19 protein-coding genes and 1 other RNA gene are annotated in these 20,812 nt (G+C 64.6%); 14 read left to right on the forward strand and 6 right to left on the reverse strand.

Annotated features, from left to right (window positions below; translation table 11 throughout):
• The first annotated feature begins 174 nt into the window (after positions 1-174).
• The 7 genes from BLU32_RS20110 (at position 175) to BLU32_RS20140 (ending at position 8,723) form a co-directional block, all read left to right on the forward strand.
• Positions 175-2,067, forward strand: a complete 1,893-nt coding sequence (locus BLU32_RS20110) for an extracellular solute-binding protein (RefSeq protein WP_244501752.1) — start codon at positions 175-177, stop codon at positions 2,065-2,067.
• On the forward strand, positions 2,064-3,950 hold the full coding sequence (locus BLU32_RS20115) for an extracellular solute-binding protein (protein ID WP_093809906.1): 1,887 nt from the start codon (positions 2,064-2,066) through the stop codon (positions 3,948-3,950). Before BLU32_RS20110 ends, BLU32_RS20115 begins: the two co-directional genes overlap by 4 nt.
• Positions 3,951-4,020: 70 nt before the next feature.
• The gene (locus BLU32_RS20120) at positions 4,021-5,130 is read left to right on the forward strand and encodes a microcin C ABC transporter permease YejB (RefSeq protein ID WP_093809908.1); all 1,110 of its coding nucleotides are present in this window, start codon (positions 4,021-4,023) and stop codon (positions 5,128-5,130) included.
• A 4-nt stretch (positions 5,131-5,134) separates the two neighbouring features.
• On the forward strand, positions 5,135-6,295 hold the full coding sequence (locus tag BLU32_RS20125) for an ABC transporter permease (RefSeq protein WP_093809910.1): 1,161 nt from the start codon (positions 5,135-5,137) through the stop codon (positions 6,293-6,295).
• A gap of 56 nt (positions 6,296-6,351) precedes the next feature.
• The gene (locus tag BLU32_RS20130; protein WP_093809912.1) at positions 6,352-6,588 is read left to right on the forward strand and encodes a hypothetical protein; all 237 of its coding nucleotides are present in this window, start codon (positions 6,352-6,354) and stop codon (positions 6,586-6,588) included.
• A 3-nt stretch (positions 6,589-6,591) separates the two neighbouring features.
• The gene (locus BLU32_RS20135) at positions 6,592-7,095 is read left to right on the forward strand and encodes a type II toxin-antitoxin system VapC family toxin (RefSeq protein WP_093809914.1); all 504 of its coding nucleotides are present in this window, start codon (positions 6,592-6,594) and stop codon (positions 7,093-7,095) included.
• Entirely contained in the window at positions 7,092-8,723 is a 1,632-nt protein-coding gene (locus BLU32_RS20140; protein ID WP_093809916.1) for an ABC transporter ATP-binding protein, read from the forward strand. Before BLU32_RS20135 ends, BLU32_RS20140 begins: the two co-directional genes overlap by 4 nt.
• Before the next feature lie 53 nt (positions 8,724-8,776).
• Here BLU32_RS20140 and BLU32_RS20145 read toward each other — a convergent pair whose 3' ends face one another.
• From BLU32_RS20145 to BLU32_RS20170, 6 genes are all read right to left on the reverse strand, one after another.
• Positions 8,777-9,988, reverse strand: coding sequence for a lytic transglycosylase domain-containing protein (locus tag BLU32_RS20145; RefSeq protein WP_093809918.1), 1,212 nt, complete (start codon positions 9,986-9,988; stop codon positions 8,777-8,779).
• Between the two features lie 84 nt (positions 9,989-10,072).
• Positions 10,073-10,681 carry a recombination mediator RecR gene (gene recR / locus BLU32_RS20150; RefSeq protein ID WP_093809920.1) on the reverse strand — a complete coding sequence of 203 codons (609 nt, stop codon included), beginning with the start codon at positions 10,679-10,681 and terminating at the stop codon, positions 10,073-10,075.
• 7 nt (positions 10,682-10,688) lie between these two features.
• Complete coding sequence (locus tag BLU32_RS20155; RefSeq protein ID WP_093809922.1) at positions 10,689-11,009, reverse strand: YbaB/EbfC family nucleoid-associated protein; 321 nt, start codon at positions 11,007-11,009, stop codon at positions 10,689-10,691.
• A gap of 54 nt (positions 11,010-11,063) precedes the next feature.
• Positions 11,064-12,989 carry a DNA polymerase III subunit gamma/tau gene (locus tag BLU32_RS20160; protein WP_093809924.1) on the reverse strand — a complete coding sequence of 642 codons (1,926 nt, stop codon included), beginning with the start codon at positions 12,987-12,989 and terminating at the stop codon, positions 11,064-11,066.
• Positions 12,990-13,182: 193 nt separating this feature from the next.
• Positions 13,183-13,279, reverse strand: an RNA gene (ffs, locus tag BLU32_RS20165) — signal recognition particle sRNA small type.
• A 56-nt stretch (positions 13,280-13,335) separates the two neighbouring features.
• Positions 13,336-14,982, reverse strand: a complete 1,647-nt coding sequence (locus tag BLU32_RS20170; protein ID WP_093809926.1) for an acyl-CoA synthetase — start codon at positions 14,980-14,982, stop codon at positions 13,336-13,338.
• A gap of 179 nt (positions 14,983-15,161) precedes the next feature.
• Between BLU32_RS20170 and BLU32_RS20175 the strand changes: the two genes are divergently transcribed.
• From BLU32_RS20175 to sdhA, 7 genes are all read left to right on the forward strand, one after another.
• Positions 15,162-15,581: an HIT domain-containing protein gene (locus tag BLU32_RS20175; RefSeq protein ID WP_093809928.1), complete on the forward strand. Its 420-nt coding sequence runs from the start codon at positions 15,162-15,164 to the stop codon at positions 15,579-15,581.
• 40 nt (positions 15,582-15,621) lie between these two features.
• The gene (gene nudC / locus BLU32_RS20180) at positions 15,622-16,563 is read left to right on the forward strand and encodes an NAD(+) diphosphatase (RefSeq protein WP_093811394.1); all 942 of its coding nucleotides are present in this window, start codon (positions 15,622-15,624) and stop codon (positions 16,561-16,563) included.
• The gene (locus tag BLU32_RS20185) at positions 16,560-17,183 is read left to right on the forward strand and encodes a histidine phosphatase family protein (RefSeq protein WP_093809930.1); all 624 of its coding nucleotides are present in this window, start codon (positions 16,560-16,562) and stop codon (positions 17,181-17,183) included. The genes nudC and BLU32_RS20185 overlap by 4 nt, the downstream gene beginning before the upstream one ends.
• A 109-nt stretch (positions 17,184-17,292) precedes the next feature.
• Positions 17,293-17,973, forward strand: a complete 681-nt coding sequence (locus BLU32_RS20190) for a sulfate transporter family protein (RefSeq protein ID WP_093811396.1) — start codon at positions 17,293-17,295, stop codon at positions 17,971-17,973.
• Between the two features lie 192 nt (positions 17,974-18,165).
• On the forward strand, positions 18,166-18,549 hold the full coding sequence (gene sdhC, locus BLU32_RS20195; protein WP_371326943.1) for a succinate dehydrogenase, cytochrome b556 subunit: 384 nt from the start codon (positions 18,166-18,168) through the stop codon (positions 18,547-18,549).
• Between the two features lie 13 nt (positions 18,550-18,562).
• Entirely contained in the window at positions 18,563-18,946 is a 384-nt protein-coding gene (gene sdhD / locus BLU32_RS20200) for a succinate dehydrogenase, hydrophobic membrane anchor protein (protein ID WP_093809934.1), read from the forward strand.
• Between the two features lie 4 nt (positions 18,947-18,950).
• Positions 18,951-20,780, forward strand: a complete 1,830-nt coding sequence (sdhA, locus tag BLU32_RS20205) for a succinate dehydrogenase flavoprotein subunit (RefSeq protein WP_093809936.1) — start codon at positions 18,951-18,953, stop codon at positions 20,778-20,780.
• Positions 20,781-20,812 lie beyond the last annotated feature (32 nt).

The raw sequence follows: 20,812 nt of genomic DNA on the forward strand, positions 1-20,812 counted from the left end.
TTTGTGCGCCCTTCGCCGTGGCCTGCCCCGATTAAACTTTGGTCATGAAGCGTTTCGCCGCTGTCGGGATGGCACTCGGTTCCCTAATATAGTCATCAAGAACGTCAAATGGTCGCGTGCCGGTTCTTCGTTTCGACGGAGGCGGCGCGCCAGCAAAGGGACAGTGCAATCATCATGCAGAAGCCTTTCTTGCGACAGATCCTGCCCGCGACGATGCTTCCGCTTGTTCTGGGCCTCCTGGTCTGTGCGCTCGCGACACTGGGTCCGGGGCGCGCGCTGGCGCAGGACGGCCCGCAGTGGAGACATGCCGGCGCCCTGACCGGCGAGCCCGCGTATCCGGAAGGCTTCACGCATTTCGACTATGTCAATCCGGATGCGCCCAAGACCGGAACCGTGCGCCTGTCCGACCCTTCCGGCTTCGATACGCTCAATCCTGTCCTGTCGCGGGGCAATCCTGCGCCCGGCCTCGGGCTGATGTATGATTCGCTGCTGGAACCCGCGCTCGACGAGATGGATATCAACGCGGAATACGGTCTGATCGCCGAAGCGTTCCGCTATCCCGAAGACTATGCCTGGGTCGAATATCGGCTGAACCCGGAAGCGCGCTGGCACGACGGCACGCCGATTTCCGTCGAGGATCTGGTCTGGACCTTCAACAAGCTGACCGAGGTGAACCCCAGCCAGGCCTTTTACTATCGCCATGTGGTCGAGGCGCAAGCCGTCGGCGAGCGCACCGTGCGTTTCACCTTCGATGCGCCAGGCAACCGCGAGTTGCCCAAGATCGTCGGCCAGATGATCATCCTGCCCAAACACTGGTGGACGGATACGGGAGCGAACGGCGAGCCACGCGACATCGCATCGACCACGCTCGAGCTTCCGCTCGGCTCCGGCCCCTACCGCCTCAAGGCCATCGAGCCCGGCCGTTTCGTCGTCTACGAGCGGGTGAAGGACTATTGGGCCAAGGATCATCCCACGCGCATCGGCACCAACAATTTCGACGAGGTGCGCTACGACAGCTACCGGGACCAGACGGTGTTGCTGCAGGCGTTCAAGGCCGACCAGTATGATTTCCGCATGGAAAACAGCGCCAAGAACTGGGCGACCGGATACGACTTTCCGGCGGTGAAGGACGGGCGCGTGGTACTGGAGACATTCCCGGACAAGGCACGCGGCATCATGCAGGCCTTCGTCATGAACCTCAGGCGCGAGCCGTTCGACGATCTGCGTGTTCGCCAGGCGCTCAATCTCGTGTTCGATTTCGAGACCGCCAACAAGACGGTCTTCTTCGACCAGTACAAGCGGATCCCTTCCTTCTTCGCCGGCACGGAGCTGGCCTCCAGCGGATTGCCGGAAGGACAGGAACTGGAAATCCTGGAAAGCGTGCGCGACCTGGTGCCCGAGCGGGTCTTTACCGAGCCCTATGAAAACGCGGTGAATGGCGACCCCGCGCGGCTGCGAGACAACATGCGCCAGGCCGTCGCGCTCCTGAAGAACGCCGGCTACGAGCTGCGCGGACGACAGATGGTCAATGTGGCTACGGGGGAGCCGTTCGAGGTCGAATTCGTCGACAACGACCCCAATTCGGAACGCTATGTCCTGCCCTATGCCCGCAATCTGGAACGCATCGGCATCAAGATGACCTTGCGGGTCGTCGATACCCCGCAATACGTCAACCGGATCCGCGAGCGCGATTTCGACATGACCACGCTCGGTTGGGCCCAGTCGCTGTCGCCCGGCAACGAGCAGCGCGACTTCTGGGGGAGCGAGGCCGCCGACCGGCCGCAGTCGCGCAATTACGCCGGCATCAAGGATCCGGGCGTGGATGCTTTGATCGAAAAGGTTATCTTCGCCGCCGACCGCGACGAACTGGTGGCGGCGACGCGGGCGCTCGACCGGGTGCTGATGGCGCATTCCTACGTGGTGCCGCAGTGGTACATCGACGTCGACCGCACCGCGCGCTGGAACCGCTTCTCGCATCCCGAGACCCTGCCCGAGTACAGCCACGGGTTTCCGTCGATCTGGTGGTGGGACGCCGAGAAGGCCGCAAAGGCCGGGAGGCAGGGATGAGCGCCGGCGCCGGTTTCCCATCGACCACGCGCCGCGGGTTGCTTGTCGGTACCGCCTCCCTTGCCGCGGTCTCGGCGTTTCCCTTCGCCGGCGCCCGCGCGCAGGCGGCGCCCGGCGCGCGCCATGGCCTGTCGGTGTTCGGCGACCTGAAGTACGGCCCGAGCTTCCAGAACTTCGACTATGTCGACCCTGCCGCACCTGCGGGTGGGCGCATGGCCTTCACCGCGCCGTCATGGGCGTACAACCAGAACCCGCAAACGTTCAACACCTTCAACACCTTCATCCTGACCGGCGATGCGCCGCCGCGCATGGAGCTGTGCTTCGACACGCTGATGGTGCGCGCGCTGGACGAGCCCGACGCGGTCTACGGGCTCGTCGCCGAAACCGTCGAGGTGTCCGGGGACGGCAATCTTTATGTCTTCGATCTCCGACGGGAGGCGCGGTTTCACGACGGGTCGCCCCTGACGGCGGAGGATGTGGCTTTCTCGCTGACGACGCTGAAGGACAAGGGCCATCCCGCGATCCGTCAGACGCTGACGGAGATGGCGGAGGCTCAGGTGCTCACGCCGCATCGCGTGGCGGTCCGTTTCACAGGACGCCAGTCGCGCAAGACGCCGCTTGCCGTGACCGGCATGCCGATCCTGTCGAAAGCCTATTATTCGCGCTACGACTTCGAGGGCACGACGCTGACCCCGCCGTTGTCGTCGGGTCCCTACAAGGTCGCGCGCCACGAGATCGGCCGCTTCATTGAGTATCAGCGCGTCGCCGATTGGTGGGCGAAGGATCTTCCCGTCTCGCGCGGGCATTTCAACTTCAAGACCCTGCGGCTCGAGTTCTACCGCAACCGCACCGCCGGCTTCGAGGCCTTCAAGAAGGGCACGACCACCTATCGCGAGGAGTTCACCTCCAAGACCTGGGCGACGGAGTACAATTTTCCCGCCGTCGAGGATGGGCGCGTGCTTCGCGAGGAAATTCCCGACGGCCGCCCCTCGGGCGGACAGGGCTGGTTCCTCAACACCCGCCGGCCGGTCTTTTCCGACGCGCGGGTACGTCAAGCGCTGGGGCTGGTGTTCGATTTCGAGTGGACCAACAAGTCGCTCTTCTTCGGCGCCTATCAGCGCACGCATTCGTTCTTCCAGAATTCGCCGATGTTCGCCGAGGGCGAGCCGTCGGCCGAGGAACTGACGCTTCTGGAACCGTTCCGCGACGAACTGCCGGAGGCAGTCTTCGGACCGGCGGTCCTCGCGCCCGTCTCCGACGGGTCCGGCAATGACCGCACGATGCTGCGCGAGGCGGACCGGCTGTTGCGCGAAGCCGGTTGCCGGCGGGACGGGACGACGCTCCTGACCCCGGACGGCGCGCCCTTCAGCTTCGAGATCCTGTCCAATTCGCCGACCTTCGAGCGCGTCGTGCTGCCCTATGCCAAGGGCCTCGCGCGGCTCGGAATCGAGGCAAGCTTCCGCGTTGTCGATCCGGCGCAGTATCAGTCGCGTGTTAACACCTACGACTTCGACGTTGTGTCGCGCCGGTTTCCGCTCTCCGCGACGCTTGGCGAGGAAATTCGCCAGCTCTGGGGGTCGCGCGCGGCCGAGACGCCGGGCACCACAAACCTGTCGGGAATTCGCAGCCCCGCCGTCGATGCGCTGATCGACGCTGCGCTGTCGGCGCCGTCGCGCGAGCGGATGATCGTTGCCGCGCGCGCGCTCGACCGCGTGCTGCGCGCGGGCTACTACTGGGTGCCGCATTGGTACAAGCCGGTGCACACCGTGGCCATGTGGGATCTCTTCGCGCGCCCCGGCGACCCGCCGGCCTATGACTTTCGTCCCGAACTGCACTGGTGGGTCGATCCCCAAAAGGCCGAGCGTCTGGGCAAGGGCGGTTGACCGCAGCGCATGAGATGTCACGCTGGCGCGGCTGAGCGCATCGCAATGAGAAACAAGGACAGCTGACCCGATGGGCGCCTATATCCTGCGGCGGCTTTTGCTGATCGTGCCGACAATCATCGGCATCATGGCGATCAACTTCGTCATCATCCAGTTTGCGCCGGGCGGGCCCGTGGAACGGGTGATCGCGCAGTTGCAGGGCACCGACGTGTCCGCCACCGCGCGGATATCCGGCGGCGGCAGCGATTTTGCCGGCAGCGGTGCGGAAGGCTCCGGGAGCGACAGTTCCGCCGGCTCCAAGTATCGCGGCGCACAGGGGCTCGATCCGGAATTCATCAAGGATCTCGAGCGCCAGTTCGGCTTCGACAAGCCGCCGCTGGAACGCTTTGCCACGATGTTGTGGGACTATGCCCGCTTAGATTTCGGCGAGAGCTATTTTCGCGACATCGCTGTGCTCGATCTGATCGTCGAAAAAATGCCGGTGTCGATCTCGCTCGGCCTTTGGATGACGCTGATTTCCTATTCGATCTCGATCCCGCTCGGCATTCGCAAGGCGGTAAGCGACGGCACGCGCTTCGATGTCTGGACCTCGGCGGTGATCGTTGTCGGCTATGCGATCCCCGGCTTTCTCTTCGCCGTGCTGTTGATCGTGCTCTTCGCCGGCGGGTCGTTCTTCGACTGGTTTCCCTTGCGCGGACTGACATCCGAAAACTGGGATCAGCTCTCCTGGCCGGCGCGCATCGTCGACTATTTCTGGCACCTGGTGCTGCCGCTGACGGCGATGGTGCTCTCCGCCTTCGCCACGGTGACGCTGCTGACAAAAAACTCCTTCCTCGACGAGATCCGCAAGCAATACGTCCAGACCGCACGCGCCAAGGGCCTTTCGGAGCGCGAGGTGCTCTACGGCCATGTGTTCCGCAATGCCATGCTGATCGTCATCGCCGGCTTCCCCGGTGCCTTCATCTCGTCCTTCTTCGCCGGGTCGCTCCTGATCGAGACGATTTTCTCGCTCGACGGTCTGGGGCTCCTGGGCTTCGAGGCGGTGATCAACCGCGACTACGCGGTGGTCTTTGCGACGCTTTTCATCTTCTCGCTGATGGGCCTTTTGGTGAACCTGATTTCCGACCTGACCTATACCTGGATCGATCCGCGCATCGATTTCGAGAGCCGGGAGGTCTGAGGCAATGGATCAGCGTTCCACGCAGCAGTCGCCGGCCGCCGGCAAGGCCGACACCATCGGCCGTCCGTCGGGCTTCCTTTCGCCGATCAACAAGCGGCGGCTGAAGAATTTCAAGGCCAACCGCCGGGGCTACTGGTCGCTCTGGATCTTCCTGGTGCTCTTCGGCCTGTCGCTGATCGCCGAGTTCCTCGTCAACGACCGGCCGATCGTCGTTGTCTACAAGGGCGAGGTGCTGGCGCCGGTCTTCGTGGATTATCCGGAGGAGAAGTTCGGCGGATTTCTGGCGATCACCGATTACCGCGATCCCTTCATCCAGGAAGAGATCAACGCCAATGGCTGGATGGCGTGGCCGCTGATCCGCTATTCCTATCGCACCGTGAACAACGAGATCCCGGTGCCCGCACCCGCACCGCCCTCCTGGATGCTGGACAAGGAAGAGCGTTGCAGCCGCTACCCGCTGGGTGCAGAGGATCCCAATTGCGTGATCGGCAACTGGAACTGGTTCGGCACCGACGACCAGGGGCGCGACGTGGTGGCGCGGCTCGTGTACGGCTTCCGCATTTCGGTTCTGTTCGGGCTTGCGCTGACGCTCGCCTCCTCGGTGATCGGCGTTGCCGCGGGGGCTGTTCAGGGCTTTTACGGCGGCTGGCTCGATCTCCTGTTCCAGCGTTTCATTGAGGTCTGGACGGCGATCCCGACGCTCTATCTCATCCTGATCGTGTCGTCGGTGCTGATCCCCGGGTTCTGGACGCTCTTTACAATCCTTCTCGCCTTCTCCTGGGTGGCGCTCGTCGGTGTGGTGCGGGCGGAGTTCCTGCGCGCGCGCAACTTCGAATATGTGACGGCGGCCAGGGCGCTCGGCGTCGGCAACGCCAAGATCATGTGGCGCCATCTCCTGCCCAACGCCATGGTCGCGACGCTGACCTTCATGCCCTTCATCCTGAACGGCTCGATCTCGACGCTGACCGCGCTCGATTTCCTCGGTTTCGGCCTGCCGCCGGGGTCGGCGTCGCTCGGCGAGCTTCTGGCGCAGGGCAAGAACAACCTGCAGGCGCCCTGGCTCGGCATCACCGGCTTCATCGTGATCTCGCTGATGCTCAGCCTTCTGATCTTCATCGGCGAGGCCGTGCGCGACGCCTTCGACCCCCGCAAGAGCTTTGCGTGAGGAGCTATTCTTTTCGTGATAGACTGAGACGCGCTACCGGTTCAAAGGATCTGTGCATGAACAAGATCGTCAAACGGCATTATCCGGTTGCCAAGCTTCCCGAAGAGCTTCGCAAGGGCTTGCCGGACGAAGCGCTCGTCTCGGTCACCGTGGAGACCGAAACGCCCAAGCGGGGGCCGAAATCGGAGGTTCTTCTGGAACTGGAGCGGGTTCGCAAGACCCTGCCCGAATTCGTGACGATTGAGGATGCGGTTGACAGGATTCGCAGTCTTCGCAGCGAATGGGACGATTGAGGGTTGATCTCCGGCAGGGTCTATCTTGATGCGAATGTATTCATCGTGCTGGCCGAGGGACAACTGGATGCGCGCCGCGCGCCGCTAACGCATTTCGTGGCAGGCTGCGCAAGTGTTGATCAGCTCCGCCCTTGCACCTGTGAAATCACTCTGGCGGAACTTCTGGTCCGACCGTTTCGGGATGGCAACGACAGATTGGTCAATATGTATTCAGACTGGATTTCCTCGCAAAGCAGTTGGCTTGATGTCGGTCCAGTGTCGCGAGAGGCGCTTTACGATGCGGCGCTGCTTCGGCAACTCCACCCCTCTTTGAAGCTCCCAGATGCAATACACCTTTCCGCGGCGCTCGGATTCGAGTGCCGGTATTTTCTTACATTCGACAGTCGCCTGCCGTCGAACGTCTCTCTGGCCGCGTCCCGTCACAGGCGGGGCGGAAAACCGGTTGAACTCAAGGTCGAAGCACCAACCCAATCCGTGGTCGATTTTCTTTTGGATACACCGCAATGACCGGCAAGCCACTCCTCTCCGTGCGCGACCTCTCCGTCGCCTTTACCCAGAACGGCGCGACGAACCTCGCCGTCGACCGGATCTCCTTCGACATCGACAAGGGGGAGACCGTGGCGCTTGTCGGCGAAAGCGGGTCGGGGAAATCCGTCTCCGCGCTGTCCACCGTGCGGCTCTTGCCCTATCCGGCGGCTTCCCATCCGACCGGCGAGGTGCTGTTCAACGGCGAGGATGTGCTCAAGGCCGACGACGCGGCACTCAGGCGCATTCGCGGCAACGAGATCTCGATGATCTTCCAGGAGCCGATGACCTCGCTCAATCCGCTCCATACGGTGGAAAAGCAGATCGCGGAGGTCTTGAAGATCCACCGTGGCATGGGCGATCAGGCGGCGCGCTCGCGCGTGGTCGATCTCTTGCGCCAGGTCGGCATTCCCGATCCGAGATCTCGGCTGGACAGCTATCCGCACCAGTTGTCCGGCGGGCAGCGTCAGCGCGTGATGATCGCGATGGCGCTGGCCAATGAGCCGGACCTTCTGATCGCCGACGAGCCGACGACCGCGCTCGACGTCACGGTTCAGGCGCAGATCCTCCAGCTCCTGAAGGACATCCAGCGCGACACCGGCATGGCGATGCTGTTCATCACCCACGATCTCGGCATCGTGCGCAAGGTCGCCGACCGGGTCTGCGTGATGACCGCTGGCGAGATCGTCGAAAGCGGCCCGGTCGAGCGGATCTTCACCGCGCCCGAACACGCCTACACGCAGCATTTGCTCGCCGCCGAACCCAAGGGCGATCCCCCGGTGACCGACGACCGCAAACCCGTCGTCGTTGCGGCGGAAAACGTCAAGGTCTGGTTTCCGGTCAGGCGCGGCTTTCTGCGCAGGACCGTCGATCACATCAAGGCGGTCGACGGCATCGACGTCACGGTGCGCGAGGGACAGACGCTCGGTATCGTCGGCGAAAGCGGCTCGGGCAAGACGACGCTCGGGCTGGCGCTGATGCGCATGATTTCCTCCACCGGCAAGATCCGCTTTGGCACGCGTGATATCGAGGGACTGAACTCCAAGGAGATGCGCCCGCTCAGGCGCGACATGCAGGTGGTATTTCAGGACCCCTTCGGTTCCCTCAGCCCGCGCATGTCGGTCGCCGATATCGTCGGCGAGGGGCTTGAGGTGCATTTTCCCTCGATTTCCGCCGATCAGCGCGACGCCAAGGTCGCGGCGGCGCTGGTGGAGGTCGGCCTCGACGCCAACACGCGGTTTCGCTATCCGCACGAGTTTTCCGGAGGTCAGCGCCAGCGCATTTCGATTGCCCGCGCCATGGTGCTGGAGCCGAAATTCGTCATGCTCGACGAACCGACCTCCGCGCTCGACATGAGCGTCCAGGCGCAGGTCGTCGACCTTCTGCGCGACCTGCAACGCCGGCACAATCTGGCGTATCTTTTCATCTCACACGATCTGAAAGTCGTTCGCGCGCTTGCCAACGAGGTGGTCGTCATGCGCGCCGGCAAGGTGGTCGAGGCCGGGCCGGCTGCCGACATCTTCGATGCGCCGGAGACCGATTACACCAAGGCGCTGATGGCCGCCGCCTTCCGTCTGGAAACGGTCGGCGCGGGGATCGTCAGCGAGTAGGGGGCAGGAGGCCGGGATTTTTCGCGGCGCGTCATGTGACGCCAGAACCGGTTTCACTCCAGCCAGCATGTCGCTTTCCGCCCGGCCTTTTCCTGCGCGGCGCCCAGCGAGCGGCGGGTCTTGAAGCCGATCAGCCCGTCGGCGCCGCCGACGTCGTGCCCCTTTGCTTCCAGCTCCAGCTGGATCTTGCGCACCGCGCCGCGCGAGCGCGTCCTGATTGGCGTCCAGTCCTGCACGAAGCCCGTGTTGTTGCCGTAGCGGTCGGCGAGATGGCCGACGAAGAGCGCGTAGACATCGGACTCATTGTAGGACTTCAGCACATAGAAATTGTCGGTGGCGATGAAGGCCGGGCCGTATCGTCCCGCCGGCATCAGCAGAAAGCCCGGCTGCGGCACCTCATGTGCGGGGAAGGGGCGGTCCTTCACCCGGCTGACGCCGGCGGCCACCCACTCGGAAATCGGCCGCCCGCGATCCGGTCCCTCGTTGGTGCAGGATACGGATTGCGGGATCACCGCCTCATAGCCCCAGTCGCGCTTGGCAACCCAGCCGTACCATTTGAGATAGTGCGCGATGGAGGCGAGCGTGTCGGGAACGGACGTCCAGATGTCGCGCCGGCCGTCGCCGTCGTAGTCGACCGCGTGGCGCAGGAAGCTCGAGGGCAGGAACTGCGGCTGACCCATCGCCCCGCCCCAGGAGCTTTTCATCCGCGCGCGGGAGATGTGCCCCTCGGCGAGGATCTGGAGCGCCGCGACGGTTTCCTCGCGGAAGAGGTCGCGCCGCTGGCCCATGAAGGCGCGGGTGGCGAGCGTGCGCAGCGCGTCCTTGGGGATCTTCGCCCCGCCGTATCCCGATTCCCTCGCCCAGATCGCCAGCACGATACGGCCCGGCACGCCGGTCTCGCGTTCGATCCGGGCAAGCGTTGCGGCGTGTTGTTTGGCGAGGCGGCGGCCTTGTGCAACGAGCGCGTTGAACTGGCTGTCGCGGAAATAGCGCGCCGGCGCGCGAAACTCCGACTGGTAGTTGACGGATGGCGCTGCCTCCGGCGCGTCTGGGCGCCCGAGACCCGGCAGCGAGGTGTCGGGCGTCAGGCCGGACAGCTCGCGCGTGACGACGGATTGCGGGACGCCGGCGGTCCGGGCGGCGGGCGCGATCTCGGTCTCGAGGAACCGGCGGAATTGAGCGTCGTATGGCCCGGCCTGCGCGAAGGTGGGCATGAGAACAAGGGCAAGCAGGGAAAGGAACGGACGCAGGGCGAGACGCGGCATCGGGATCTCCGGCAAGGGGCAGAGCGACCGCGATCGTAGCAACGATTTGCGTTCTTGCGAAAGACGGGCTGCCGACGGCAGGCTCTAAAAGGAGGTGCGGGCCTTCAGCGCCTGGGTCAGAGTGCCTTCGTCGAGATAGTCGAGCTCGCCGCCCACCGGCACCCCATGCGCCAGCCGCGTGACGCGCACCTCCATGCCGCGCAGCCGGTCGGTGATGTAATGGGCGGTGGTCTGCCCCTCGACCGTGGCGTTGACCGCAAGCACGATTTCGGAAACCTCGCCGCCGGCGACCCGCTCGATCAGCTGGGCGATGGTGAGATCGTCGGGGCCGATGCCATCGAGCGGCGACAACGTGCCGCCGAGCACGTGATAGCCGCAGTTGAGCGCGGCCGCGCGCTCCAGCGCCCACAGATCGGCGACATCCTCCACCACGATGATGGTCGAGGTATCGCGGCGCGGGTCGGAGCAGATGGTGCAGGGGTCGCGGGTGTCGACGGTGCCGCAGGTGGAACACACGGTGACGCGGTCGACCGCAACCCCCATCGCCTGGGCGAGGGGAACCAGAAGCTGGTCCTTCTTCTTGATCAGGTGAAGCGCTGCGCGGCGCGCAGAGCGCGGCCCCAGCCCGGGCAGTTTGCTCAAGAGCTGGATCAGCTTTTCCACTTCCGGTCCCGCGACCGCCTTGTTGCTCATCGCGGGATCAGAACGGCATCTTGAATCCGGGGGGCAGGCCAAGACCGCCCATCAACTCCTGGGTCTTTTCCTGGAGCATGGCTTCCGATTTCGTCTTGGCGTCCTGATGGGCGGCAAGGATCAGGTCTTCCAGGATCTCCACCTCTTCTTCCTTGACGAGCGAGGGGTCGATCTTCAGCGCGGTCATTTCGCCCTTGCCGGTCATGGTGACGCTGACCATGCCGCCGCCGGCGCTGCCCTCGACGCTCACGGCGGCGATTTCCTCCTGCAGCGAGCCCATCTGCTCCTGCATCTGCTTCGCCTGCTTCATCATCTTCATAAAGTCCATGACGGATCTCCTCGCGCGCGGTCCGTGCCGCCGGCGGGGCCAAGTGCCCGCGTCTCACATGTCGGTGTCGGTTTCGTCGTCGTCCGGCGCCATGTCAAGGGGCGGTTCCGCGTCCTCCGCCTCCTGAATGCGCACATTCACCACCTTCGCACCCGGAAAGACTGACAGGAGGGCCGCCACCGTCGGCTCGGACCTGGCGTCGGACAGGAGCTGATGCTTGTTCGCCTCGCGCTCCTCGAAGAGCGTTGGCCGGCCTTGCGTGCGCGACACCGTGACGATCCAGCGCATCCCGGTCCATTCGCTCAAGGTGCGGCCAAGCCGCCCGGCGAGATCGGGGTCGGCCTCGGGTGTCGGCTGGAACTCGATACGCCCCGGCTCGAACTGAACCAGCCGCATCTGCCGTTCGATCTCGACCTTCAACCGGATGTCGCGTTTTTCCGCAGCAAGGGCGGCGCAGTCGGCGAGCGAGGCAAGCGCGACGGCGGGCTCGGGATCGGGCACCGCGCGCGGCACGGCACGCGAGGCGGGGGCGGATCCGCCGGCACCGCCGGCAAGCGCCTGAAGCCGTCTTGCGCCCGGCACCGGTGCACCGTCCTGGCCTGGTGCCGACTGCGGGGCTTTCCTCTCGACGGTGGGCGCTGCGGCAGGCGGGGGCGCTGCGGCAGACGCGGGCACTGAGGCGGGCGGAGGCGCTGAGGCTTGCACCTCGGCGGAGGCGCCGCCGCCGGACGACGCCCCCGGGGTCTCGGGAAGTGCCGCGGCAAGATCCGATGCCTTGCCGTCGCGCAGCAGGCGCAACGCTTCTTCCGGATCCGGCAGGTCGGCGGCATAGGCCAGGCGCACCAGAACCATGTCGGCGGCGAGGTTGGGTTTCGGCGCGGCCTGCACCTCCGCGATGCCCTTCAGGAGGATCTGCCAACTGCGCGACAACAGGCGAAGCGAAAGCTTGTCCGCCAGCTCCCGGCCGCGCAGGCGCTCGGTCTCGGTGACTGAGGCTTCCTCGCCGGCTTTCGGAACGATCTTGAGCCGTGTTACGAGATGGGTGAATTCGGCGAGGTCAGAGAGCACGACGACCGGATCCGCGCCGACGGCATATTGCGCCTTGAACTCCGCCATCGCGGCGGCCGCGTCGCCTTGCATCAGATGCGTGAAGAGGTCGATGACGCGGGCGCGGTCGGCAAGACCGAGCATCGAGCGCACCGTCTCGGCGCTGATCTCGGTTTCGCCGTGGGTGCCGGCGCCATGGGCCATGGCCTGATCGAGCAGCGAGAGCGAATCGCGCGCCGACCCTTCGCCGGCCCGCGCGATCAGCGCCAGCGCCTCGCCGGAGACGGCCATCTCTTCCGATTGCGCGATCCGGCTGAGCAGGCCGACGAGATCGTCGGCGTCGATCCGCCGCAGGTCGAAGCGCTGACAGCGCGACAGCACGGTGACCGGCACCTTGCGGATCTCGGTGGTGGCGAAGATGAATTTCACATGCTCCGGCGGCTCTTCCAGCGTCTTCAGCAGGCCGTTGAAGGCGGACTTGGAGAGCATGTGCACTTCGTCGATGATGTAGATCTTGTAGCGCGCGGATGCGGGCCGGTAGCGTGCCGCTTCCGTGATCTCGCGAATGTCGTCGATGCCCGTGTGCGAGGCGGCGTCCATCTCGATCACGTCGACATGGCGCCCGTTCATGATCGCCTCGCAATGCACGCCGGGCTTGTCGAGCTGCACCGTCGGCCGGTCGACCTCTCCGGGGATCTCGTAGTTGAGGCCGCGGGCGAGGATACGCGCGGTCGTGGTCTTGCCGACACCGCGCACGCCGGTCAGCATCCAGGCCTGTGCGATGCGTCCGGTCTCGAAGGCGTTGCGCAGGGTCTGGACCATCGGCTCCTGGCCGACGAGATCCTCAAAGGTCGCGGGCCGGTACTTGCGCGCAAGCACGCGGTATTCAGCGTCCGTGGTGTCGCTGAGGGGTGTTGGGGCGAGGTCATCCATGCCGCCCAGCTTAAACCTGCGGGGCGTGCATGTTGAGGGCTTTTCCGTCCCTGTCCGCGTTTTCTTGTGCGTGTGCGAAGGCGGGGCAGGAAAGCGCCCGCCGAACCTGGCACGTCGGCGCGACCCGGGACACTCGCCAGAACGAGGACTGCTGCCCGAACAACGAAGCCAACTGCCTGAATGAAGAGAAAGGGTGGGAGGCTGGCACGGTGACCCGTGCCCGACTCGTTGGGGCTGCTTCCTTCCGGACCTGACCCGGTTGGCGAGTGGCTCGTCCACCACCAACCTCCCGTGCCCTATATGTCGATTCCGGCCAGCCGTTGCAAGGAAAAATCCCCGGCCGATGTCATGTCCGCGACGTTCCTTTCGTCTCTTCGACGGCCCGCTGTCTCAAGTCTTTGCGGATGATCTTGCCCGTCGTCGTCATCGGCAGCGTGTCGACGAAGACAACCTCACGCGGGTATTCGTGGGCTGCGAGCCGCACCTTCACGAAATCCTGCAGCGCGCGCGCCAGTTCCGCCGTCGGCTCGAAGCCATCCGCCAGCACGACATAGGCCTTGACGATCTCCGTGCGCTGCGGATCGGGCTTGCCGACGACGCCGGCCATGCTGACGGCGGGGTGGCCGATCAGGCAATCCTCGATTTCGCCCGGGCCGATCCGGTAGCCGGACGACGTGATGACGTCGTCGTCGCGTCCGACGAACCGGATCCAGCCGTGGGCATCGCGCATGCCCATGTCGCCGGTCAGTAGAAAGTCGCCGGCAAACTTTCCTTCCGTCGCACGGCTGTTGTTCCAATAGCGCAGGAACATCACCGGATCGCCGCGTCTCACGCCGATGTTGCCCTCCGTTCCGTCGGTAACGGGCGTGCCGGCGGCATCGACGATGCGCACGTCGTGGCCGGGCACCGCGCGCCCCATGATACCGGGTCGCGGCGGCATGATCGCCGCGCAGGACGAGACGATCATGTTGCACTCGGTCTGGCCGTAGAACTCGTTGATCGTCACGCCGAAGACGCGCCGCCCCCAGTCGAGCAACTCCGCGCCCAGCGTTTCGCCGCCGCTGGCGATCGTGCGCATGTTCAGATCATATGCCGGATCGGGGTCGCCGTGGGCGCGCATCATCTTCAGCGCCGTCGGCGGCAGGAAGGCGTTTTGGATTTTTTCCTGCGCTATCAGCCGGAAGGCGGCGTCCGCCGTGAATTTTTCGAAGCGGCAGGCGACGACGCAGACCCCGTGGTGAAGCGCGGGCATCAGCACATCGAGCAACCCGCCGATCCAGGCCCAGTCGGCGGGCGTCCAGATCCGGTCGCCGACCTGCGGAAACAGGTCGTGGCTCATCTCGACACCCGGAAGATGGCCCAGAAGAACGCGATGGCCATGCAGCGCGCCCTTCGGCTGTCCCGTGGTTCCGGAGGTGTAGATCAGGATCGCCGGATCGTTGGCGCTGGTATCGACGGGGGTAAAGCTGTCGGCTTGCCCGGTGAGTGCGGCATGGAGATCCGTCGTTCCGGCATGCGCGCCGTCGACGGTGTAGACCCGCTCCAGGTCCGGCAACTCGGCACGGATCTTGGCGAGCTTGGCGGCCCCGGTCGCATTGGTAACGACGGCTTTCGCGCCGGAATCGCCGAGCCGGAAGGCGAGCGCCTCTTCGCCAAACAGCATGAACAGCGGAATGGAGATCGCGCCGAGCTTGTGGGCCGCGATATGGGCAGCAGCCGTTTCCTTCGCCTGCGGCAGCAGAATGGCGACCCGGTCGCCGCGGGTCACGCCGTCGGTTGCGAAGCGATTGGCGATCTTGTTGGAAAGCGCCATCAGCGCACCGAAGGTCACCTCCTCGCGCGCGCCGGCTTCCGAAATGCAGATCAGCGCCGGGCGGTCCGGCTCGCGCATTGCCCATTTGTCACAGATGTCGACGCCGATGTTGTAGTGCGCCGGCACCTGCCAGCGGAAGTTGGCGATGAGCTCTTCGTATGTCTGTGCGTCGCTCAGCATGGCTGCGGTTCCTCCCCGATGGCCAGCGGGTGTGTTGCGGGCCTTTTAAGGATTGGGATGCAACGGCAGCGCGAAGGCGTCAACGACGAACCTCCTACGCCGCACTCGGGGGTGGTGCGCGCACACGGCGATTGTATAGTGCCGGCACCATTCACATGCCGTCCGGCAGGGGAGCACGCATGTCCGACTTCACGCTCGACGATCGCCTTTCCGGCGACAGCCTGGCCGTTCTCGATCTCGACCTGTGCACCGTTCGGCTTATGAACGATGCGCGGTTTCCGTGGCTCTTGCTCATCCCGATGCGGGCCGGCGTGACCGAACTGGTCGACCTTGGCGTCGACGACAGGCTGCGGTTGATCGAGGAGGTCGCGGGCGCGGGCAAGGCGCTGAAGGCGGCCAGCCATTGCGACAAGCTGAACGTTGGGGCGCTCGGCAACATGGTCCCCCAACTGCATATTCATATCGTTGCCCGGTTCGTTGGCGATGCCGCCTGGCCGGGACCTGTCTGGGGCAGCGGTGCGGCCGAGCCCTATGCCCCCGATAGCGGCCGCGATCTGGCGGAGCGGCTTGGACAGGCGGTTGCCTGGCAACTCCAGTGATTCGCATTTGCCGCGTACCGGAACAAAGGACATCAATCGCATGAAGGACCTGCCGCAGATCGGCTTCGACTTCGCGTTCAAGGGAAATCCGCTCGAGCGTCAGTCCGAACACCGTGGCGATGCCGCCTGGTTCGAGGCGCATCGCAGGGCAGCGCGCGCGCGTTTTCTGCTCGTCAGCGAGGGGCGCCCGGTGCTCGATGTGGCGGACGGGCGGCTCGATTTGCTGCATGAACGTGCGCTGGGCGAAGAGCTTGCCATGCGCAGCGACGAGACGATCCTCCTCGGCTTCCGCGAACCCGACGCGACGCCTGTCTTCGCCGTTCCGGTGGCGCGGTCTGTGGAAGAGATCGAGGCCGCGGATGCCGACCTGAAAGCAATCGATACCCGCTCGCTCGCCGTGCAGGGCGTCCTGCCGCCGGGCTATCTGGGCCTCCTGGCACAGGCAAGCGCATTGTTGCACTGGCATGCGACCCATCGCTTCTGTTCACGCTGCGGCGCGGCCAGCACCATGACGCAGGGAGGGTATCGCCGCGATTGCCCGTCCTGCGGCGGATTGCATTTTCCGCGCACCGACCCGGTTGCGATTATGCTGGTGACCAGTGGCGAGCGCTGCCTGATGGGACGTCCGCCGCGCCTGCCGGAGGGGGTGTTCTCGACGCTTGCCGGCTTCATCGAGCCGGGCGAGACCATCGAGGAAGCGGTGCGGCGCGAGGTGATGGAAGAAGCCGGCGTTCATGTCGGCGCCGTCAGCTATTGCGCAAGCCAGCCCTGGCCGTTTCCCGCCTCCTTGATGATAGGCTGCGAGGGCCTTGCGGAAAGTGTCGAGATCCGCATGGACGAGACCGAGCTGGAGGCCTGTCGCTGGTTCTCGCGCGACGAAACGCTCGCCATGCTGGAGGATAGGCACCCCGGCGGCCTGAAGATCCCCCCGTCGCTTTCGATCGCGCACTGGCTGATTCGCTCCTGGGTCGAACGGGCATGACCGTGCCCGCCGCTGGCATCGTCTGCGACTGTATCTATCTCACCCACCCGCAGGTGGAGATCGATCCGCGTGTCCCGGTGCCCGATTGGGGATTGTCAAAGCAGGGTTTGTGGCGTGCACGGGCAGGTCTGGCACAGGCTTTCGTGTCGCAGGTGACGCATGTCTTCTCCAGCGCGGAACGCAAGGCGTGCGAAACCGCGGAGCTCTTTGCCGTCGCGTGCGGACTTGCCGTGACCGTCGATCCGATGATGCATGAGAACGACCGCTCCGCGACCGGCTTTCTGCCACCGCAGGAGTTCGAGCAGATCGCCGAGCGTTTCTTTGCAAATCCCGACGTCAGCGTGTGCGGTTGGGAAACGGCCCGGGCCGCTCAACGGCGGATCGTATCCCGGACACGTGCGGCACTGTCCGGCGTCCCGCCGGGTTCGACCGTGCTCTTCGTCGGGCATGGCGGCGTCGGCACCTTGCTGAAATGCCATCTTGCCGGGCTGGACATCGACCGCCGTCACGACCAGCCGCCAGGTGGCGGGTTCTGCTACCGCTTTGCGCGCGGTGCGCTGGAGACGGGCGAGGCGACCGGGATGGAATGGAGCCCGATTGACGACGACGGTGCCAATTGACCGGCGTCGGGCGATGGATGAACGGGTGCTTGTTTCCGGTCGCGCGGCCCCCTACCTGAGGTTCGTCTTTCAATTCGAACACTCGCAACCGACACGGATACGACCGCACATGATTTCCTCTGCGCTGCGCGCGCTCACCCAGATCTTCGAACAGCCGCTGCGCGCCATTTTCTGGAAGACGCTTGGCTACACGCTGCTCCTGCTCCTTCTGGTCTGGGTGGCATTGAACGGCGCCGTCGCCACACTGGTGACCCTGCCTTATCCCTGGCTCGAAACGGTGCTCTCCCTGCTGACCGGGATCGGCGCGATATTCGTTCTCGGGTATCTCGTTGCCCCTGTCACGGCGATCATCGCGGGCATCCTTCAGGACGATATTGCCGAAGTCGTCGAACGCAGGAGCTATCCGCAGGATCCGCCGGGTCGCGCCATGCCGCTATCCGAGGCCATTCCTCAGGCGGTCAAGTTTACCGGCGTTGTCATCCTCGGCAACATCTTCGCCCTGTTCCTGCTGCTGGTGCCCGGCGTCAACCTCATCGCCTTCTTTGTCGTCAACGGCTATCTGCTTGGCCGGGAGTTTTTTGAATTCGCGGCGATGCGGCATCTCCCGAGCGCGGAAGCGCGCGCGTTTCGCCGCGCCCATTCCGGAACGGTCTTTCTCTCCGGTCTTGCGATCGCCGGCTTCCTGGCGATCCCTTTCCTCAATCTTCTGACGCCGATTTTCGCGACCGTAATGATGATGCATCTCTACAAGCACCTTACCTTAAGGTCATCGCGTCTGCGCCGCATTTGACATCGTTTCCCTCCCTGCGCGCTTCCCTCGCCTCGCCGTTGCCAATCCGTATCCGCCTTGGCCGATAGGATGTTTTGACGTGCCGCCGCGATGGGGTTAGAAGGCTTTGATACAAGCCCCTGTTATAGCTAACGTTTACGTAAGCGTAAGGCGCTCGGGGAGACGGGAGAACAACCCATGTCGGATGTCGGGATGAAAAACAGCAGGCCACTGTCGCCGCATATCCAGATCTACAAGCCCATCATGACGATGATCATGTCGATCTTGCACCGCATCACGGGCGCTGCATTGTATTTCGGCACGATCCTGGTCGCCTGGTGGCTGGTGTCCGCCGCGGCGGGACCGAGCTATTTCGAGTTCGTGAACGGTATTTTTGGATCCTTCCTCGGCCGGCTGGTGCTGTTCGGATTCACCTGGGCCCTGATCCATCACATGCTGGGCGGCCTTCGCCATTTCGTCTGGGACATGGGTCACGGTTTTGGAACCGAGGCACGTGAATGGCTTGCCCGCGCAACGATCATCGGCTCCGTCGCGGTCACGATCCTGCTCTGGGTCATCGGCTACGCGGTTCGCTGAGGGAGATGAGACGATGAATGACATGCGCACGCCTCTCGGCAGGGTTCGCGGGCTTGGCTCCGCCAAGGACGGAACCTCGCATTTCTGGCGCCAGCGGGTCACCGCCGTGGCCAATGTGGTGCTGATTTCCTTTTTCGTGGTGTTGGTGGTCGCGCTTCAGGGCGGCGATTATGCGAGCGTTTCGGCGGCTCTGGCCAATCCGCTCATCGCGATCGTCCTGCTCCTCGTTATCCTGTCCGCCGTCTATCACATGAAGCTCGGCATGCAGGTGATCATCGAGGACTATATCCACGGCGAAGGCCTGAAATTCCTCGCCCTGATGGGCAATATCTTCTTTTCGACGTTCATCGGCCTCGCGTCCGTGTTCGCCGTTCTCAAGATCAGCTTCGGAGGCTGAATACATGGCAGGAAAAGCCTATACCTTCGTCGATCACAGCTATGACGTTGTGGTGGTCGGAGCCGGCGGCGCGGGTCTCAGGGCAACGCTCGGCATGGCCGAACAGGGTCTGAGAACCGCCTGCATCTCCAAGGTGTTTCCCACCCGCTCGCATACGGTCGCGGCGCAGGGCGGCATCGCCGCCAGCCTGCAGAACATGACGCCCGACAGCTGGCAGTGGCACATGTACGACACCGTGAAGGGATCCGACTGGCTCGGCGATACGGATGCCATGGAGTATCTCGCTCGCGAGGCGCCCAAGGCCGTGTATGAGCTGGAGCACTACGGCGTGCCCTTCTCGCGCACCGAGGACGGGCGCATCTATCAGCGTCCCTTCGGCGGTCACATGCAGAACTTCGGCGAAGGCCCCCCCGTGCAGCGCACCTGCGCGGCGGCCGACCGCACCGGCCACGCCATCCTGCATACGCTTTACGGTCAGTCGCTCAAGAACAATGCGGAATTCTATATCGAGTACTTCGCGCTTGACCTGATCATGTCGGACGACGGCGTGTGCCAGGGCGTGATTGCCTGGAACCTCGACGACGGCACCATCCATCGCTTCTCGGCCAAGATGGTGGTTCTGGCGACCGGCGGCTACGGCCGCGCCTATTTCTCCGCCACCTCCGCTCACACCTGCACCGGCGACGGAGGCGGCATGGTGGCGCGCGCCGGCCTGCCGCTTCAGGACATGGAGTTCGTCCAGTTCCACCCGACCGGCATCTATGGTGCGGGCTGCCTGATCACGGAGGGCGCACGCGGCGAAGGCGGCTATCTGGTCAACTCCGAGGGCGAGCGTTTCATGGAGCGTTATGCCCCGTCGGCCAAGGATCTGGCCTCGCGTGACGTGGTCTCGCGCTGCATGACCATGGAAATCCGCGAAGGTCGCGGCGTGGGCAAGAACAAGGATCATATCTTCCTGCATCTTGACCATCTGGATCCGGACATCCTGGGCGAGCGCCTTCCGGGCATTTCGGAATCGGCGAAGATCTTTGCAGGCGTCGACGTGACCAAGGAGCCGATCCCGGTGCTTCCGACCGTCCACTACAACATGGGCGGTATCCCGACGAACTACTGGGGCGAGGTGCTGAACCCGACCAAGGACGATCCCAACGCGATCCAGCCGGGACTGATGGCGGTTGGCGAAGCGGGCTGCGCCTCGGTGCATGGCGCCAACCGTCTCGGTTCCAACTCGCTGATCGACCTTGTCGTCTTCGGGCGTGCGGCGGCCATTCGCGCGGCGGAGATCGTCGATCCGAAGACTGCCGTGCCGACGCCGAACGAGGCAAGCTCGGACAAGATCATGGCTCGCTTCGACAAGCTGCGCCATGCCGACGGCCAGACGCCGACCGCGCAGCTGCGCGAAAAGATGCAGCGCGCCATGCAGGAAGACGCTGCCGTGTTCCGCACCCAGGAAAGCCTCGCGCAGGGCTGCGAGCGCATTTCCGCGATCTGGGGCGAGCTGTCCGACCTCAAGGTCACCGACCGTTCGATGATCTGGAACTCCGACCTGGTGGAAACGCTGGAGCTGGAGAACCTGATGGCCAATGCGATCACCACCGTCTATGGCGCCGAGGCGCGCAAGGAAAGTCGTGGAGCGCACGCCCGCGAGGATTACAAGGACGGCCCGCTCGGCGGACGCAACGACGACGACTGGCGCAAGCACACGCTCGCCTGGGTCGCCGAGGACGGCAAGGTCGAACTGGATTACCGCGCCGTTGTCACCGATCCGCTGACGACCCTCGACGAGGGCGGCATCGACCCCAAGAAGATCGCGCCCAAGGCACGCGTGTACTGAGGACGCGCCCGGCGGGGCGGCGAAAGGCGAAG

It is taken from the genome of Stappia sp. ES.058 (genome assembly GCF_900105595.1).
Taxonomy (GTDB): domain Bacteria; phylum Pseudomonadota; class Alphaproteobacteria; order Rhizobiales; family Stappiaceae; genus Stappia.

Bases quoted from the DNA above. Each gene is read 5' to 3' on its own strand.
- BLU32_RS20110 (WP_244501752.1), top strand. From the start codon at position 175: ATGCAGAAGCCTTTCTTGCGACAGATCCTGCCCGCGACGATGCTTCCG.
- BLU32_RS20115 (WP_093809906.1), top strand. From the start codon at position 2,064: ATGAGCGCCGGCGCCGGTTTCCCATCGACCACGCGCCGCGGGTTGCTT.
- BLU32_RS20120 (WP_093809908.1), top strand. From the start codon at position 4,021: ATGGGCGCCTATATCCTGCGGCGGCTTTTGCTGATCGTGCCGACAATC.
- BLU32_RS20125 (WP_093809910.1), top strand. From the start codon at position 5,135: ATGGATCAGCGTTCCACGCAGCAGTCGCCGGCCGCCGGCAAGGCCGAC.
- BLU32_RS20130 (WP_093809912.1), top strand. From the start codon at position 6,352: ATGAACAAGATCGTCAAACGGCATTATCCGGTTGCCAAGCTTCCCGAA.
- BLU32_RS20140 (WP_093809916.1), top strand. From the start codon at position 7,092: ATGACCGGCAAGCCACTCCTCTCCGTGCGCGACCTCTCCGTCGCCTTT.
- BLU32_RS20145 (WP_093809918.1), bottom strand. From the start codon at position 9,988: ATGCCGCGTCTCGCCCTGCGTCCGTTCCTTTCCCTGCTTGCCCTTGTT.
- recR (WP_093809920.1), bottom strand. From the start codon at position 10,681: ATGAGCAACAAGGCGGTCGCGGGACCGGAAGTGGAAAAGCTGATCCAG.
- BLU32_RS20155 (WP_093809922.1), bottom strand. From the start codon at position 11,009: ATGGACTTTATGAAGATGATGAAGCAGGCGAAGCAGATGCAGGAGCAG.
- BLU32_RS20160 (WP_093809924.1), bottom strand. From the start codon at position 12,989: ATGGATGACCTCGCCCCAACACCCCTCAGCGACACCACGGACGCTGAA.
- BLU32_RS20170 (WP_093809926.1), bottom strand. From the start codon at position 14,982: ATGCTGAGCGACGCACAGACATACGAAGAGCTCATCGCCAACTTCCGC.
- BLU32_RS20175 (WP_093809928.1), top strand. From the start codon at position 15,162: ATGTCCGACTTCACGCTCGACGATCGCCTTTCCGGCGACAGCCTGGCC.
- nudC (WP_093811394.1), top strand. From the start codon at position 15,622: ATGAAGGACCTGCCGCAGATCGGCTTCGACTTCGCGTTCAAGGGAAAT.
- BLU32_RS20185 (WP_093809930.1), top strand. From the start codon at position 16,560: ATGACCGTGCCCGCCGCTGGCATCGTCTGCGACTGTATCTATCTCACC.
- BLU32_RS20190 (WP_093811396.1), top strand. From the start codon at position 17,293: ATGATTTCCTCTGCGCTGCGCGCGCTCACCCAGATCTTCGAACAGCCG.
- sdhC (WP_371326943.1), top strand. From the start codon at position 18,166: ATGAAAAACAGCAGGCCACTGTCGCCGCATATCCAGATCTACAAGCCC.
- sdhD (WP_093809934.1), top strand. From the start codon at position 18,563: ATGAATGACATGCGCACGCCTCTCGGCAGGGTTCGCGGGCTTGGCTCC.
- sdhA (WP_093809936.1), top strand. From the start codon at position 18,951: ATGGCAGGAAAAGCCTATACCTTCGTCGATCACAGCTATGACGTTGTG.